The organism is Paenibacillus sp. PAMC 26794 (genome assembly GCF_000316035.1).
Lineage (GTDB): Bacteria > Bacillota > Bacilli > Paenibacillales > Paenibacillaceae > Paenibacillus.
The window spans coordinates 63,736-80,272 of sequence record NZ_ANHX01000025.1 but is presented as its reverse complement, the minus strand read 5'-3'; the positions used below and the strand labels follow the sequence as shown (position 1 = coordinate 80,272).

At 46.7% G+C, this 16,537-nt stretch carries 11 protein-coding genes; all 11 read left to right on the top strand.

All coding sequences use genetic code 11. The features are described 5' to 3' along the window. Window positions 1-93 precede the first annotated feature (93 nt). The 11 genes from D829_RS0112810 to D829_RS0112760 all read left to right on the top strand — a co-directional run bounded on the left by D829_RS0112810 (window position 94) and on the right by D829_RS0112760 (window position 16,358). On the top strand, window positions 94-1,779 hold the full coding sequence (locus D829_RS0112810; protein ID WP_017689298.1) for an extracellular solute-binding protein: 1,686 nt from the start codon (window positions 94-96) through the stop codon (window positions 1,777-1,779). A 190-nt stretch (window positions 1,780-1,969) separates the two neighbouring features. Beyond that, window positions 1,970-2,860, top strand: a complete 891-nt coding sequence (locus D829_RS0112805) for an ABC transporter permease subunit (RefSeq protein WP_017689297.1) — start codon at window positions 1,970-1,972, stop codon at window positions 2,858-2,860. A 29-nt stretch (window positions 2,861-2,889) separates the two neighbouring features. Further along, a complete protein-coding gene (locus D829_RS0112800; protein ID WP_017689296.1) occupies window positions 2,890-3,768 on the top strand; it encodes a carbohydrate ABC transporter permease in 879 nt (292 codons plus the stop codon). A 32-nt stretch (window positions 3,769-3,800) separates the two neighbouring features. Continuing rightward, window positions 3,801-4,886 carry an arabinogalactan endo-1,4-beta-galactosidase gene (locus D829_RS0112795; protein ID WP_017689295.1) on the top strand — a complete coding sequence of 362 codons (1,086 nt, stop codon included), beginning with the start codon at window positions 3,801-3,803 and terminating at the stop codon, window positions 4,884-4,886. An 86-nt stretch (window positions 4,887-4,972) separates the two neighbouring features. Further along, entirely contained in the window at window positions 4,973-7,045 is a 2,073-nt protein-coding gene (locus D829_RS0112790; RefSeq protein ID WP_017689294.1) for a beta-galactosidase, read from the top strand. A 207-nt stretch (window positions 7,046-7,252) separates the two neighbouring features. Next, entirely contained in the window at window positions 7,253-8,692 is a 1,440-nt protein-coding gene (locus tag D829_RS0112785; RefSeq protein WP_017689293.1) for an NAD-dependent malic enzyme, read from the top strand. Between the two features lies 1 nt (window position 8,693). Further along, window positions 8,694-9,416 (top strand): HD domain-containing protein, encoded by a 723-nt coding sequence (locus D829_RS0112780; RefSeq protein WP_017689292.1) that lies wholly within the window; start codon window positions 8,694-8,696, stop codon window positions 9,414-9,416. 301 nt (window positions 9,417-9,717) lie between these two features. Next, entirely contained in the window at window positions 9,718-10,785 is a 1,068-nt protein-coding gene (locus tag D829_RS0112775) for an aromatic acid exporter family protein (protein ID WP_017689291.1), read from the top strand. Between the two features lie 288 nt (window positions 10,786-11,073). After that, complete coding sequence (locus D829_RS0112770) at window positions 11,074-11,565, top strand: hypothetical protein (protein WP_017689290.1); 492 nt, start codon at window positions 11,074-11,076, stop codon at window positions 11,563-11,565. 244 nt (window positions 11,566-11,809) lie between these two features. Further along, the gene (helD, locus tag D829_RS0112765; protein ID WP_017689289.1) at window positions 11,810-14,185 is read left to right on the top strand and encodes an RNA polymerase recycling motor HelD; all 2,376 of its coding nucleotides are present in this window, start codon (window positions 11,810-11,812) and stop codon (window positions 14,183-14,185) included. A 313-nt stretch (window positions 14,186-14,498) separates the two neighbouring features. Further along, on the top strand, window positions 14,499-16,358 hold the full coding sequence (locus D829_RS0112760) for an adenine deaminase C-terminal domain-containing protein (protein ID WP_017689288.1): 1,860 nt from the start codon (window positions 14,499-14,501) through the stop codon (window positions 16,356-16,358). Window positions 16,359-16,537 lie beyond the last annotated feature (179 nt).

Genomic DNA, 16,537 nt, shown 5'->3' with positions numbered 1-16,537 from the left:
AAAGGTGCAGAAATCTTGATTTCGTATCATAGGCTCAAAGGCCTGGTCAGCCTATAATGAAAGGGTAACCAAAACGATTTAAGGGGGAACAACATGAGAGCGCAATCAACAAAAAAGAGATTCTTGTCGCTTCTCGCTACAACGCTGAGTCTAACTGTCGTTCTTGCAGGATGTTCAGGAGGCAGTGGGGGCGGAGATAGTGCAACACCAAGTACATCTGGAACCCAAAACGAATACAAAGAAAAGTATGATCCGCCAGTTACGATTACAACAGCCTGGGGAATTGATCCAGAGCTGAAATTCAAAAATGGCGAATCCATGGAAAATAACGTGGCAACCAAGTGGGCCAAGGATCAATTCGGGATTGAAATCAAATCGTTGTGGTCAGTAACAGACACAAATGGAGCATTTGCAACCAAGCTTCGTCTTGCCATGTCATCAGGACAGGAAATGCCTGATATTGTAAACGTGGGTGATAATCTGCTTGCTCAGGATCTGATTGATTCTGGAATGTATCAAGAAGTAGGTCCACTATTCGATAAGTATGCTTCGGATACATGGAAAAAAGCAATTGAACAAGATCCAAACGTCTGGAACCAATATAGTCGTGATGGCAAAAGAATGGGTATCCCTGTTCTGGACTATGCCTACAACAATGATTATCTATTGTGGATTCGTCAGGATTGGCTGGATAAGCTGAACATGAAGGCACCAAAAACCATCGACGAACTAGAAACTGTTATGGAAGCATTCAAAAACAATAATCCGGACGGCTTGGCTCCTGATAAAGTCACTCCGCTCAGCATTGGTTTCAAAACTTCCATGAATACATGGATGGGAGACCCATCTTGGATCTTCGGAGCATATGGAACATTGCCGTTCCAATGGAATCTGGGGGAAGACGGCAAGCTGGAGTATGGCTCCATCAATCCGGGTATGAAACAAGGTCTGACCAAATTGAGCGAATGGCTCAAAAAAGGATATATCCCGCAGGAAGCAGCTCTATGGGATGAGAACAAAACAGCAGAGCCAGCAGTTGCAGGAACTGCAGGTATTATTCCAGGACCTTACTGGATGAGTGGATGGCCACTTCTCGATACAGTGAAAAATGTACCGAGTGCGGTTTGGAAACCGATTGAAATTCCAACTGGCCCTGAAGGCAAAGCGATGCGTCACGGAACACAGTTCGTTAATGGTGTTACGTTGATCAAAAAAGATATGGCGCACCCAGAAGCATTCTTTACGTACCAGAACTACCTGTTCGACAATTATGCAGACCCGGCACCAGGTAGCCCTTATGATAACGGTCTGTTTGCAGGCTATGACTATCAATTGGATGCAAATGGAAAACAAATGCCGATTGACGAGATCGAGGGCGGATACGTGAACGTTGTACGTTATTTGCTTGTTCGTGACGGTGCTCGTATTCCAGATGCACAGATGAAAGCTCTGATGAACTTGGCCAATGGCAAAGAGCCTGAAACCAAGCTTGAAAAAGATGTTGCTGTCAACTACGGTAAAGAAACTCCAGCAGCAGCGAAAGTGTTGCTGAGCCAAGAAGAAATTTCCTTCAAGAACATGTTCACAGGTCCGACAACAAAGACGATGAAATCCAAGCTGGACTATCTGAACAAAATCGAGAATCAGGCATTTAACGAAATTATCTATGGCAAAAATCCGGTTGATGCGTTTGATACTTTTGTACAAACGTGGAAATCCGGTGGCGGTGACCAAATTACGCAAGAGGTTAACGAATGGTATGATAGTGTGAAAAAATAGTTACAAGCAGCGCCCAGACGACTAACGTCTGGGCGCTTTTTTTTGTTTATTCAAGCTGAGGCAAAGTGGTTGAATTTGTGCCATTTATATTGCTTTTATGTGCTGTTTGGACCCCGTAAAAGGTTGATATAATCGCATTATAAGCCACTCAGGGAGTACTTGAGTAGGAAGAAATACAGGGGGAGCAATCATGAGAACTTTGAAACGCACTTGGCCATTCCACGTTATGCTGTTGCCAGCCATTATCTTTCTGATTATCTTCAGTTATGTGCCTATGGGCGGAATCATTATGGCGTTCCAGAACTACAAGCCATGGCTTGGGATTAGCGGTTCTGAATGGGTTGGGCTGGACAACTTTAGATATCTGTTTGAACGTGAAGACAGCTTACAGGTCATCTGGAACACATTGATTATTGCTGTACTTAAACTGATTTTCAATTTATTTGTTCCATTTGTTTTTGCCATTCTTTTGAATGAGGTTCGCAAGATGGCTGTACAGCGAACGATTCAAACACTCGTATATTTACCTCACTTCTTGTCCTGGGTCATTCTGGGCGGGATTTTGATAGATCTGTTGTCAACAGGCGGCTTGGTTAACCGGGTTCTGGGAACCTTCGGACTCGGGCCATATTTCTTCCTTGGAGACAACAGTTGGTTCCGATCTACGGTCATTCTGACAGATGTGTGGAAAGAATTTGGCTATAACATGATTGTCTTTCTGGCTGCCCTTGCCGGAATTAATCCAGCATTGTACGAAGCAGCGGAAATTGACGGAGCAGGACGCTGGAAACAGACGCTGCACATTACAATTCCTTCGCTTGTGCCGATGCTGATGGTTGTAGGAACACTGGCGCTTGGTAACGTACTGAATGCCGGATTTGACCAGATATTCAACTTGTATAACCCGCTCGTATATCAAACGGGTGACATCATTGATACATTTGTATATCGTTCCGCAATGCAAAATGGTGAGATGGGCTTTGCAACCGCGATCGGATTGTTCAAATCGGTTATTAGTATGATCTTGATTCTTGTATCGTACAGCTTAGCCAAAAAGTACGCTGGATATCGCATATTCTAAACGAATGAACAGAGAAAGAAGGGACCACGATGTATCATAAATCATTGCCTTATCGCGTGTTTAATATAGTCAATACCTGCTTTCTGATTTTGATCGCCATTATGTGTATCATACCGATGGTTCATGTACTGGCTGTATCCTTTAGTACAAAGGCTGCTGCCGACGCCAATCTGGTCAATCTCTGGCCTGTAGGATTTTCACTTGAGGCTTACAAAAAGACGATGAACAATCCAATTTTCTTGAACTCGCTATGGATTTCACTTCTACGTACAGTAATTGGTACAGCTATTACATTGCTGATTACGTTCCTGGCGGCGTATCCGTTGTCCAAAGAGAATAGTGAATTCAAAGGCAGAACGATCTACTCCTGGATTTTTGTATTCAGTATGATTTTCAACGGGGGACTGGTGCCGTTCTACATGGTTATCCAGAAGATCGGGTTGATGGATTCCTTCTGGGTACTGGTACTCCCAGGAGCAGTTAACACATTCCTTGTCATTCTGATGCTGAACTTCTTCCGCGGTATTCCAAAAGAGCTGGAGGAAGCGGCCCTCATGGATGGAGCTAACCATTTCAGAACATTGTTCAGGATTTTCCTTCCCATTTCGATGCCGTCCATTGCAACAATTGCATTGTTCAGTATGGTGTTCCACTGGAATTCCTGGTTTGATGGATTGCTCTACATGAATAACGCCAAGGATTACCCACTTGCTACATTTATGCAAACGGTCATTATTGGACGTGATATGAGTAGCATGAGCATGAATCCAAAAGAAATGGAAGCTCTCTCTCAAACTACGGTAAGGGCAGCTCAGATCTTCATCGGAAGTGCACCAATCTTGATTGTGTATCCTTTCCTGCAACGTTTCTTTGTCAAAGGTATGACGTTGGGCTCAGTTAAAGGCTGAGCCTGTACCCCAAATTAATGGAGGTTGATACAGTGAGCAACTTGACGGAAAAGACATTCATTCTGGGAATGGATGTGTCCTTTATGGATGAAATCGAACAGCATGGCGGGAGTTATAGTGATGTGGATGGCAAGGAACAAGACTTGCTGTCCATCCTGAAGATTAATGACGCTAACGCGATAAGACTTCGAATCTGGAATGATCCTGTTGGTGGATTCTGCAATCTGGAGCGGACGGTGGAGGTAGCCAAACGGATCAAGGAACAGGGCTTGAAATTTTTGCTTGATTTCCATTATTCTGATCGCTGGGCTGATCCAGCCAATCAATGGAAGCCGAAAGCATGGGAGCACCTGTCCTATGAAGAGCTTCAACGTGCGGTATGCATGTATACGGCTGACGTTCTGAGAACGTTGAAGGAACACGATGCGCTTCCGGACATGGTGCAGGTGGGCAACGAGATTACACCAGGCATGTTATGGAATGAGGGACGTGTAGGTGGAGAAGAGCATGATACGGATGAACAGTGGGAGCGTTTTGCAGGCCTTGTGAAGTACGGAATTGCTGCGGTCAAATCCGTTGACGCGGATATTCAGATTATGATACATATTGATCGTGGTGGAGATAACGCCGAGAGCCGCAAGTTTTACGATCGCTTTGAAGCACTGGGTGTGGAGTTTGATATCATTGGTCTCTCGTATTACCCTTGGTGGCATGGAACACTCGATGCGTTACGTGACAATCTTCATGATCTGGCTGAGCGTTATGGCAAACCTATCAATGTAGTTGAAACCGCTTATCCATGGACGCTGGAGCAGCCGGAAGGCATTGAATGGATTTTGAATCAGGAAGATATGTTGTTACCAGGATACCCTGCAAGTGTAGAGGGACAGACCAAATATCTGAAGGATCTATTGCAGATTATTCGCGAAGTTCCTAGTGGTTTGGGGCACGGATTCTATTATTGGGAACCTGCCTGGATACCAAGTAAAGAAGAATGGTCCGTCGGTCATCCGAATAACTGGGGCAACCTCACCATGTTTGATTTTAAAGGTCGCAAGTTGGAATCGTTTACAGCACTTGCTGCTGTTGAAGAATCAGATGTCGTGACATATGTGTAATCTAGCGTAATACGTATCGTTCTGTGAAGTCGTTGTTATCGTATATAAACTAAAAAAACAGTAATTAAAGCAAGGGAGTTGTCCTTATGACATACAAATTTCCACCTGTAAGTTCCAAAGCCCCGCACATGTTGCATGGCGCAGACTATAACCCGGAGCAATGGCTCCGCTATCCTGAAGTTCTGGAAGAAGATATTCGCTTGATGAAGCTTGCCAAGTGTAACGTGATGTCCATTGGTATCTTCTCGTGGGTGTCCCTTGAGCCGGAAGAGGGTGTATACACGTTTGAATGGCTGGATCAGGTTTTGGATCGTTTTGCAGCAAACGGTATCTATGCATTCCTCGCTACACCAAGTGGTGCCAGACCTGCTTGGATGTCCGCGAAGTACCCGGAAGTGCTCCGTGTATCCGAGAAGCGTGTCCGCAATCTGCATGGTTTCCGTCACAACCATTGTTATACTTCCCCGGTATACCGTGAGAAGGTTACTGCGATTAACACAAAACTGGCAGAACGTTATTCGGATCATCCGGCTGTAATCGGCTGGCATATCTCGAACGAGTTCGGCGGAGACTGTCATTGTGATTATTGTCAGGAAGCATTCCGTGGTTGGGTTCAGAAGAAGTATAAAACACTCGATGAACTGAATCATTCGTGGTGGACCACATTCTGGAGCCATACGGTTACAGACTGGAGTCAAGTGGAATCTCCGGCTCCACACGGTGAGACACAGGTACACGCAATGAATCTCGACTGGCGCCGTTTCGTTACGGATCAGACAGCTGATTTTATCGTGCATGAAACAAAACCATTGAAAGCTCAGAATCCTGATCTGCCAGTCACAACGAACCTGATGGAATTTTATGGCGGTCTGAACTATTGGAAGTTCGCTGATATTCTGGATTTCCTCTCTTGGGACAGTTATCCGACTTGGCATGATGCAGATGACGACGCGAAACAGGCATCCCGGATCGCAATGATGCATGATATCGTTCGTTCCATCAAAGGCGGTCAGCCGTTCTTGCTGATGGAGAGTACTCCAAGTTCGACGAATTGGCAAGATGTCAGCAAGCTGAAAAAACCGGGCATGCATCTGCTCTCTTCTCTCCAGGCTGTGGCACACGGTTCCGATAGTGTTCAGTACTTCCAGTGGAGAAAAAGCCGGGGGTCCAGTGAGAAACTTCATGGTGCGGTGGTAGACCACGTAGGAACGGAACACACTCGAGTGTTCCAAGATGTCACCGACGTAGGAACGGCTCTTGAAGGCATGGAAGCCATAGTAGGAACAGCGGTTCCGGCAGAAGTTGCAATCATTTTTGATTGGGAAAACCGCTGGGCCGTTAATGATTCCCAAGGTCCACGCAATATCGGTGTGAAGTATGAGCAGACGGTGGAAGAGCATTATGAAGCGTTTTGGAAAAAGGGAGTCGCTGTAGACGTTATTGATATGGATGCAGATCTGTCCAAGTACAAGCTGCTGATTGCGCCAATGCTCTATCTGGTACGTGAAGGTGTCGGGGAACGTATTGAGAAGTTTGTAGAACAAGGTGGTACGTTTGTAGCAACTTACTGGTCTGGTATTGTTAACGAAAACGATCTGTGTTTCCTGGGTGGATTCCCAGGCCCACTGCGTAAAACACTTGGGATCTGGTCCGAGGAAATTGACGGGTTGCATGATCGTGATCTGAACGGAATCATTCCGGAGAAGGGCAATGAGCTTCAGCTCAATACAGCATATGATGCAATTGAACTGTGTGATCTGATTCATCTGGAAGGCGCGAAGTCCCTGGCTACGTACCGTTCTGACTTCTATGCTGGACGCCCGGCATTGACGGTTAACCAGTTAGGTTCAGGAAAAGCATATTATCTAGCGACACGGCTGAAAGCACCATTCTATGATGATTTCTATGCGAAACTAATCGCTGACCTGAACATTGAGCGTGGACTTGAAACCGAGCTGCCTGCCGGAACAACGGCACATACGCGTACAGATGGTACGGCTGATTATGTGTTTGTACAGAACTACACACCAGATGAGAAGCTGGTTGAACTAGATGGACAATCCTATACCGATCTGCTCAGTGGTGATGCTGTGGAAGCAAGTCTCAGCTTGAAGCCATACGACATTTGTGTTCTGCGCAGACCGGCTGCCCGGAAATAATATAGGTTCATCCTTACTTTATAAACGGAGTTAGGATAGACAAAGAGTGCCCTGAACGCCTGCATTGGTGTTCAGGGCATCTTTTTTAATTTATGCAGTTGGCTGTTGAACCACTTTTTCTGGACAAGATAAAGGATAAACGTGTCCGCGTAGCGAAGACAAACACGTAACATGTAACTCAAGACTTTCAGTCTGGGAGGAATGGAAATGAATCAAAGAAATCTGGATGGTAACAGCATTATTATTCGACTGGAAATGACAACTAAGGATATCAAGTTTGGCGAAGTGGCTTCGGCCATCTCGGAAGCTGGGGGAGACATCATTGCCATCGACGTGATTTCCACCAATCAGGATGTAAGCGTGCGCGACTTGACGGTCGCAGTTACAGATGCACAAGATAACAGTAAAATTATAGAAGGGGTGCGCCAGCTTAAAGGTGTGTCCATTATTAATGTATCGGATCGGACTTTCCTGCTTCATCTGGGCGGCAAGATCGAAGTTACACCGAAGACCCCGATTCAGAATCGGGAAGACCTGTCGCGTGTGTATACCCCGGATGTGGCTCGGGTATGTTCGGCCATTGCAGAAGAACCCGGCAAAGCCTTCTCATTGACAATTAAACGGAATACAGTGGCCGTCGTATCTGATGGTAGTGCGGTGCTTGGGCTTGGTAATATTGGGCCTCGTGCAGCGATGCCTGTCATGGAAGGTAAAGCGATGTTATTCAAACAGTTTGCTGGTGTGGATGCTTTCCCAATCTGCCTGGACACACAGGATACCGAGGAAATCATACGTACTGTGAAAGCGATATCACCTGGTTTTGGCGGCATTAATCTGGAGGATATCTCGTCACCGCGTTGTTTTGAAATTGAACGTCGTCTGAATGAGGAATTGGACATTCCTGTATTTCATGATGACCAGCATGGCACAGCGGTTGTGTTATATGCAGGTCTGATCAATGCGCTCAAACTGGTGGGCAAGTCCATTGAAGATGTGAAGATTGTGGTCTGTGGTATCGGTGCAGCAGGTGTAGCATGCAGCAATATATTATTGTCCGCTGGAGCCAGCCGGCTTATAGGTGTCGATCGTGAGGGTGCAATTGTACGGACACAAACCTATGAGAATGAAGTCTGGAGTGATTATGCAGCTCGTACTAATCCCGAACTGGAGACTGGCTCGCTGCGTGATGTCATTCGTGGAGCCGATGTATTCATTGGCCTGTCCCGCGGGAATCTGTTAACTCGCGAAGATGTACAGACCATGGCAGAAGATCCAATCGTGTTTGCAATGGCAAACCCGGTACCTGAGATTATGCCTGCCTTGGTGGAAGACATTGTGGCTGTAATGGCAACAGGACGATCTGATTATCCGAATCAGATCAACAACGTGTTATGTTTCCCGGGCATCTTCAGGGCAGTTCTGGATTGCCGAGCCACCGAAATTAATGAAGAAATGAAGCTGGCAGCCGCTCAAGCGATTGCTTCGGCCATTACGGACGAAGAGCGTACACGCTATTATATTATTCCGAGTGTGTTCAATGATAAAGTAGTCAAATCGATGCGCAGTCGCGTAATTGATGCAGCTATTAAGACGGGTGTAGCTCGACGTATTCCTCGTGAACAGGCCCGTGAAGGCGGGGAATCGTAAGATGTCAGAGAACCCTCTTCAACCTGGTGGGAATCTGCAAGAATTAGGGCACATGCATAATATAGATGGAATAACGGCAGGAGAGGCTGTTCTGCGCGCCGCCCGATCTTTTGTTCAAGGGGACTCATCCAAGCATAGTGATGGTCATGACTGGCCGCACATTGAACGGGTAACCGCACTTGCGGTTGAACTCGCTCACCGCATGGGTGCAGATCCATTTGTCTGCGAACTGGCTGCATTATTACATGATGTACCGGATGAGAAGCTGAATGAGAGCTTGGAAGCCGGGATGGCCAAACTGAATGACTGGCTGGATACCCAGCCTCTTGACCCGAATATACGTAACAAGGTTGTGGGTATTATTAGCACCATCTCATATGCGGGAGGCCAGCGTCCTGCGGTCAGTTCGCTTGAAGCACAGGTTGTACAGGATGCAGATCGTCTGGATGCACTGGGTGCGATTGGGATCGCGCGAACCTTTGCCTTTTCAGGCGCCAGAGGGCGCGAGATGTACGATCCGTCCCTTCCCCCACGGGAGCAGATGACCCGTGAGGAATATCGCAATGGGCGCAGCACAACGATAAATCACTTTTACGAGAAGTTGTTCAAGCTCAAGGATCTGATGAATACCTCCTATGGCAAGGAGCTGGCGGAGCAGCGTCATGATTATATGGTGCAGTTTGTGGACCAGTTCAAAAGGGAATGGGAGGGCACAGACCGTTAGAGGCAGGGTTAATAAGCATGAGCATTCCACAGAGGTATCATAAGTAACAGAGGCGAATCTTTGAAGTGGCGAAAATCCATTTTGAAGATTTGCTTCTTTTTGGGTTAATCATGTGTATTAACATACATAAAGAAATCAATTTCATAATACCTCTGACTTATGACATGGCAACGGAAGACCTTACATGGTACAATAAATCGTTCTCCTGAATGAATTCAGGCAAAAAAGAAATATGGGGTAATAATGAACATGATTATCAAATGTAAAATCTCAGGTTCGGTAAAGAGGAGGGGTCACCACCATGTCGTTTGGTGCACGTGTACTTAAGACGGGGATCGCGGTTACGCTCGCCTTGTACCTTAGCAGCCTGTTCTTGAACCCGCAATCTCCCGTGCCTGCCGCAATCGCGGCAATATTCGCCATGCAGCCTTCCATCTATCGTTCCTGGAAATACTTCCTGGATCAATTGCAAACGACCACACTCGGAGCTATTGTGGCCCTGGTGGGAGGCATGGTGTTGTCCAATGAGCCAATCGCTGTTGGATTAATTATTGTACTTGTCATCATGATTTGTCTTAAATTGAATATGGGTGAGACGGTTGGCCTGACACTGGTCACGGTCGTATCCATTATGGAAGCCTCGGGTGACTGGCATTTTGCACTCAATCGTTTTCTGTTGACACTGGTGGGTATTGTATCGGCGTTTCTCATCAACATTACGGTATTTCCTCCGAAACCAAAGGTTCAGTTCGTGAAGCAGATCCATAGTGTATTCAGCGGTATGTCGTTGCTTCTGCGAACTTCAATCTCGGATGAGATCAAGGAAGTTGTATTCCGGGAGGAGAAAAGCAACCTGGGCGGTTCCATTAAGTCTCTGTCTGACAAGTATAACTTGTTCGAAGAGGAACAGAAGAAGATGAAGCGTTCAAAATTCAGCGAAACCCGGCAGATGGTGGTTTACAAACAGATGCTGCTGAGTCTGCAAAAAGGGTATGAGGTGCTGGATTCGGTGGAACGCCACTATTTCCAGGCGCCGCGGACAACGGCCATGGATCAGTTTTTTGACTCACATCTTGAACTGGTTATCAAATTCCATGAGCATGCACTGCTCAAGTTCGAGGATAAGCTGAAACCTAATGGGGAAGAGGCCGCACAGTTTGTATTGGATAATGACCGTTTCATGGAGCAGGCGATCACCCAGTTTGATATCGACAAGGAAGGGATGTTACGATTGTCCATCGTGGCTGCTGCGATTTATGATTATGGATATCAGTTGGAACGTCTAAATCGACTTGCCGAACATGTGCATAGCGCCAGTGAAGACAAAGAATCACAGGACAAAATTTTGAATTGGCTTAAGTGGCCTTAAATTCAAGTTCAAAAAGTCTGGTTTTCAGTACCGAGAAGATGGAATGAAGATAGAAATGGAGTAGCGGAGCGTAGGAAAACTACGTGAGCAACGGACATTTCGGCTGAATTTCATATTCGATGCTGATGATGCCGTTAGGCATGATTCGTAATCAAAAGTAGACTTTTTGAACAACCTCTCTAAGTGCGGATTGCGCACCTGATTGGCGATCATATACAATGTAGTTACAACATAGCCCGGACAATCGTGTCCGGGTTGTTTTGTTATACATATGGCTGAAGGGCATGAATGAATATTAACGAACTGAGGGATAGAGACATGATTATAGAGGAATTGGACGCTGAACTAATGGAATGGTTGAGTGGGACAAATCTGGAGCATAAACAGCATGAAGCCATGCAACTGCTGACCGTATCTGAGGATCAGTGGCCGCATCAGGCGATGATCAGTATGGGGGAAGTGATTGCGATAAATCCGCATCAGCTTAGATTTGCTTTATGGCAAGGTACACAGACCAGTATGAACATGAGCAAAACAGGCAAGGCTACCTTGATTGCGGTTCAAGGACATCGATTGTTGCATATCCGTATAGAAGTAGAACGGCTGCCTGAGATGAAGGGGGCTGTTCATCCAAGAGATCGTTTTGAAGCACAAGTGCTCCAAGTACGTGTGGATCACGCGCCATATGCGGAGATCACTTCAGGAATAACCTTTCAATTAAAAGATGAACTTGGAGCAATTACACGCTGGAAAGAGACGATTGAAGAATTACGAAAGTAGGCAGGAGTAGCCAAGTCAGTTGAGGACATGGTGATTGGGTAATAATGAAGAAGAAAACAACAAAAAACGCCTCCGCTTGCATCGGGACGTTGTCACTGGTACAATAAAAAATGGTTTTCAGAAAATTAGAACTAATTAACATATAATTAAAATGTTTACTTTCTAATAATTATACCATTGCCTTTTCGGGCTTGTCAAATGGGATTTTGAGGACACAATCCGGGGAAAGAGGGGCTATTAACATATGAGTACAGAGCAGCAGTGGAGTGAAGAACAACAACGGGTCAACACGGTGACCGATCAGATTGAACGCAAGATTACAACGTTAGAAGATGAAGTTGGTTCCTTCCGTGACGAAGTGGTTGGCATGAGAAAAGACTTCTGGGACGAAGTTACGATGAACTTCAGTGAAGCGGACGATGTCGGAGAGACATCAACCAGCATGCGGCAGCAGTCACAGGTACTGTCCGATCGGGAGCGTAGCCATCTAAATACAGCGGCTGCGTTGGACAAAATGAAACGACTGCATCATTCACCGTATTTTGGCCGCATTGATTTTAAGGAAGACGGGTATCCAAATGCAGAACGCATTTATCTAGGTATTGCATCGTTGCTGGATGAGAAGGAAGAATCCTTTCTGGTCTACGACTGGCGTGCGCCGATCTCTAACCTGTATTATGACGGAGCCCCAGGCCCAATTACGTACCAGACACCAAGCGGGGAGATCAGTGGTGACATAGAGATGAAGCGGCAGTTTGTCATTCGGGACGGACGTATCCGGTTTATGTTTGACACGGGGGTTACGATTGGCGATGAGTTGTTGCAGGCCGTGCTAAGCCGAACTTCGGATGCACAGATGAAGAGTATTGTAGCGACTATACAGAAGGAGCAAAACCGGATTATCCGTAATGACCGGACACGTATGCTCATTGTGCAAGGCGCAGCCGGCAGTGGCAAAACATCCGCGGCGCTCCAGCGTGTGGCATATCTTCTCTATAAATACCGCGAGCATCTGCAAGCGGATCAGATGGTTCTTTTTTCACCAAATCCAATGTTCAACAGTTATGTCTCCACGGTACTGCCTGAGCTTGGGGAGGAGAACATGTTGCAAACGACCTTCCAGGAGTATCTGGAGCGCCGGTTGGGTCGTGAATATCAATTGGAAGATCCGTTTATTCAACTCGAATATGTACTTACGGGGACGGAAGATCCCGATTACGATGTTCGCATGTCCAGCATTCGCTTCAAGTCCTCCGAAACTTTCCTCAAGGTGATTACACGTTATAAGGAAAGTATGTTATCAGGTGGTATGAAATTCAAGCCGGTTCGCTTCCAGGGCCGAGCGATTGTCACGTCAGAGGCTATGGCTGAGAAGTTCTACAGCTTCGAGTCGTCCGTTAAGCTGGTGAGTCGACTGGAGATGTTACGGGACTGGATGCTGAAAGAACTGTCTGCCTTTGGTAAAGGTGAACTGGATGCGCCTTGGGTTGATCAGCAGCTTGATCTGATGGAGCCGGAGGATCTGCAACGTGCGTATCAACGGTTGAAGCGCAAGCAAAAAGGAAAGACCCATACGTTTAATGACTTCGAGCAGGAAAGAGAAATTCTGGCACGTATGGTGGTCAGTGACCGACTCAAACCATTGCGGAAATGGATCAAGTCCTTACGATTTGTTGATATAAGACAATTATATGCACATCTGTTCAACGATGAGGCTCAGATGGAGCGATTGCTGGGTGACGAAGCGCTGCCTGCTCAATGGGATGAAATCTGTAAAATGACCTTACGCCGATTGAAGCTTCAGGAGTTGGCATATGAAGATATTACGCCATACTTGTACTTGCGTGAGCTTATGCTTGGATTCCATATTAACTCGAATATTCGTCATGTCATCATTGATGAAGCCCAGGACTATTCTGCGTTTCAGTTGGCATTTATGAAGAGATTGTTCCCACGGGCGAAAATAACAGCACTTGGTGACTTTAATCAGGCAATCTATGCCCACTCTTCAGTACTTAGTGGAACAGGACCTTTGACTAACCTGTACGGTCCAGACAATACAGAGGTCATTGAGCTTACCAGAAGTTATCGATCTACCCGGGAGATCGTAGAGTTTACACGTGGCATGGTGCCTGGTGGGGAAGAGATTATTCCATTTAACCGCAGCGGTGAGAAACCTAAAGTGATCGTTTCTTCTGATTCAGAGCGTCATATGAATGTCATCACGACAGACCTCAAGCACTTGATTAAGGAAGGGTACGAATCGGTTGCAGTTATCTGCAAAACCGCCGAAGAGAGCAGAGACGTACATGCTGCATTGAGCAAGGCGCTGCCCACAGCACCGAAGTTAATCAAGAAAACGACGCTGGCTTTTGAGCAGGGTGTTCATGTCATTCCGGCGTATCTGGCCAAAGGTGTGGAATTCGATGCTGTCCTGATCTATGACGGCTCTGCGGAGCAGTATGCTCAGGAGCATGAACGCAAGTTGTTCTATACGGCTTGCACACGAGCGATGCATCTGCTGCACGTTTACTGCGTGGGCACACCGAGTCCGTTCATTACCGCCCAGTCGGAAGAACAGTATGATCTTGGCAAGGTGTCTACTGTGCAAGTGGACTGACATAACACTTCATATGCATGAAGAAGGCTTCCGTTCAATGGAACGGGAGTTTTTCTGTATATGATACATATATCAGGAAGAAGCTAGCTTAGCGAGGGAAGTATACGTGATGAGGTTGCATTCAGGTATAGGTGATCGGATTGAACAAAAAAACTTGACGTGAATTCGTAAGGATTGAGTCCCGTGGATAAAAATTACTTGATAATTTGTATTCAAGGACAATGGATGTGATTTTTCTTTACACATGAGGTCCGGACTCATATAATCGTAACAATATATTTTTTTTGGATCGTTTATTAAAGGAGGCAACAAAATGAACAAATCATCTTTTGAACGGCCACTTATGGCCGATTGTGTACCGGATCTGGTCGCTACAGCACGGGGAGATTTGCCAGCGACTTTGGTCATTCGGGGAGGTACGCTGGTAAACGTGATATCGGGTGAGATTTTGCCTGGGATGTCCATAGCTGTACAGGGAGCTCGAATCGCTTATGTCGGTAAAGATGTAAGCCACACCATCGGAGAACATACCCGGATCATTGAAGCAAACGGTAAGTATATCGCTCCTGGTCTGCTGGATGGACACTGCCATATCGAAAGTACACAGATGAAAGTAACCGAGTTTGCGAGAGCGGTATTGCCTTCAGGCACGACCGGAGGTTTCTTTGACCCACATGAGATCTCTAACGTGCTTGGTCTCAAAGGTCTGAGAATGATGCTGGATGAAGCGCGGACCACACCGATGGCTGCTTATATGCAGGTGGCTTCCTGTGTGCCTTCCACGCATCCAGGATTGGAGACAACAGGTGCTTATATCGGACCTGAAGAGGTAGCTGAGGCTCTTTCCTGGGGTCCGGACATGATTGGTCTTGGTGAAGTGATGAACTTCCCTGGGGTAGTCTATGGGGACGAGACGATGATTGGTGAGATACAGGCAACGCTCCGGGCAGGTAAAGTGGCAGACGGTCATTTCACCTGGGCAGCAGATGACTGGCGTCTGCCAGCCTACGCAGCGAGTGGTGTTACAGGGGATCATGAATGTGTGACCAAGGAAGATGTGGTTGAACGTCTGCGACTCGGAATGTACGCGAAGATGCGCCAAGGTTCGGCATGGCATGATGTGGCTGAGACGATCAAAGCCTGCACTGAGCTTGGTCTGGATACACGCCGGATGATGCTGGTGACCGATGACCGAAGCTCTGAGTCGCTGCTCAAAGAAGGACATATGGATTTTGTTGTTCGTCTAGCAATCTCCCAAGGGGTGAAGCCGGTCACGGCTTTCCAGATGGCAACCATTAACACGGCTGAGCGCTTCGGAGTTGCGCGCGACATTGGTGCGGTCATTCCGGGCAATATAGCCGATATTATTCTGCTGGACGGTCGGTTGGCGGATGTACGTGTAGGCATGACGATTGCTGCCGGGCAAGTTGTAGCGGAGAATGGGAAAATGACGGCGGTCTGGGACAACTTCACCTACCCGGAGGAAGCGCTGAACACGGTGAAGTTAGAAGCTAATATTCAGCCAGAAGATCTGGAATTGGCTGCACCGATTGCAGAGGGAACGATTGGTGCCAAAATCATTCATGTGACAGAGAACCATGTGGATACAAAGGAGAAACATCTGCCTGTTACCGTAGAGAACGGCAAGGTTGTAGTTTCAACTTCAGGGGAAATATGCAAAATTGCGGTATTGGAGCGTCACAAACAAACCGGGAATCGAGCGGTAGCGCTTGTTGGAGGCATCGGCTTCACATCACCTGCAGCGATTGCGATGACAGTTGCTCATGATAGTCACAACCTGTTGATTATCGGTAATGATGATGCGTTAATGGCTGAAGCCGGTAATCGCGTCATTCGTATGCAGGGCGGGGTGGCCGTGGTAACGGCAGCAGGGGGAACCGAATTCCCGCTGCGGATTGCAGGTTTGATGTCAACCGAATCTTTTGAAGTCGTTGCAGCCCAATCGGCAGCAGTCAGTGAAGCTTTACAGTCCGCAGGATGTACGTTGAATAATGCGTTCATGACGCTTTCGTTGCTCGCGCTGGTTGTGATTCCAGAATTACGTTTGTCCGACAAGGGGCTTGTGCGGATCTCGGCAGAAGGTATTGAACTGGTGTCTCTTTTCGATGAAGTGGTTGATAATACACCTGTAGCTCCATCGGGTAATGAATGAACGGAAATGTCGACTAGACATCATTAAATAGGGTTCCATATAAAGCCGCCTTAGGGCGGTTTTTTGGTGTATTTTGAGAGAAAACGCTTTCTAGGTCTTCTGGAGCTTGGTGTACATATGGCCATAATGACTGAAGTCATGCTGGAATAAGGATTGAATTTGAAAATAATGAATAATTG

Excerpts from the sequence above, each read along its gene's own strand:
- D829_RS0112805 (WP_017689297.1), top strand. The coding sequence starts at position 1,970 with ATGAGAACTTTGAAACGCACTTGGCCATTCCACGTTATGCTGTTGCCA.
- D829_RS0112790 (WP_017689294.1), top strand. The coding sequence starts at position 4,973 with ATGACATACAAATTTCCACCTGTAAGTTCCAAAGCCCCGCACATGTTG.
- D829_RS0112770 (WP_017689290.1), top strand. The coding sequence starts at position 11,074 with ATGAATATTAACGAACTGAGGGATAGAGACATGATTATAGAGGAATTG.
- D829_RS0112800 (WP_017689296.1), top strand. The coding sequence starts at position 2,890 with ATGTATCATAAATCATTGCCTTATCGCGTGTTTAATATAGTCAATACC.
- D829_RS0112775 (WP_017689291.1), top strand. The coding sequence starts at position 9,718 with ATGTCGTTTGGTGCACGTGTACTTAAGACGGGGATCGCGGTTACGCTC.
- helD (WP_017689289.1), top strand. The coding sequence starts at position 11,810 with ATGAGTACAGAGCAGCAGTGGAGTGAAGAACAACAACGGGTCAACACG.
- D829_RS0112780 (WP_017689292.1), top strand. The coding sequence starts at position 8,694 with ATGTCAGAGAACCCTCTTCAACCTGGTGGGAATCTGCAAGAATTAGGG.
- D829_RS0112785 (WP_017689293.1), top strand. The coding sequence starts at position 7,253 with ATGAATCAAAGAAATCTGGATGGTAACAGCATTATTATTCGACTGGAA.
- D829_RS0112810 (WP_017689298.1), top strand. The coding sequence starts at position 94 with ATGAGAGCGCAATCAACAAAAAAGAGATTCTTGTCGCTTCTCGCTACA.
- D829_RS0112760 (WP_017689288.1), top strand. The coding sequence starts at position 14,499 with ATGAACAAATCATCTTTTGAACGGCCACTTATGGCCGATTGTGTACCG.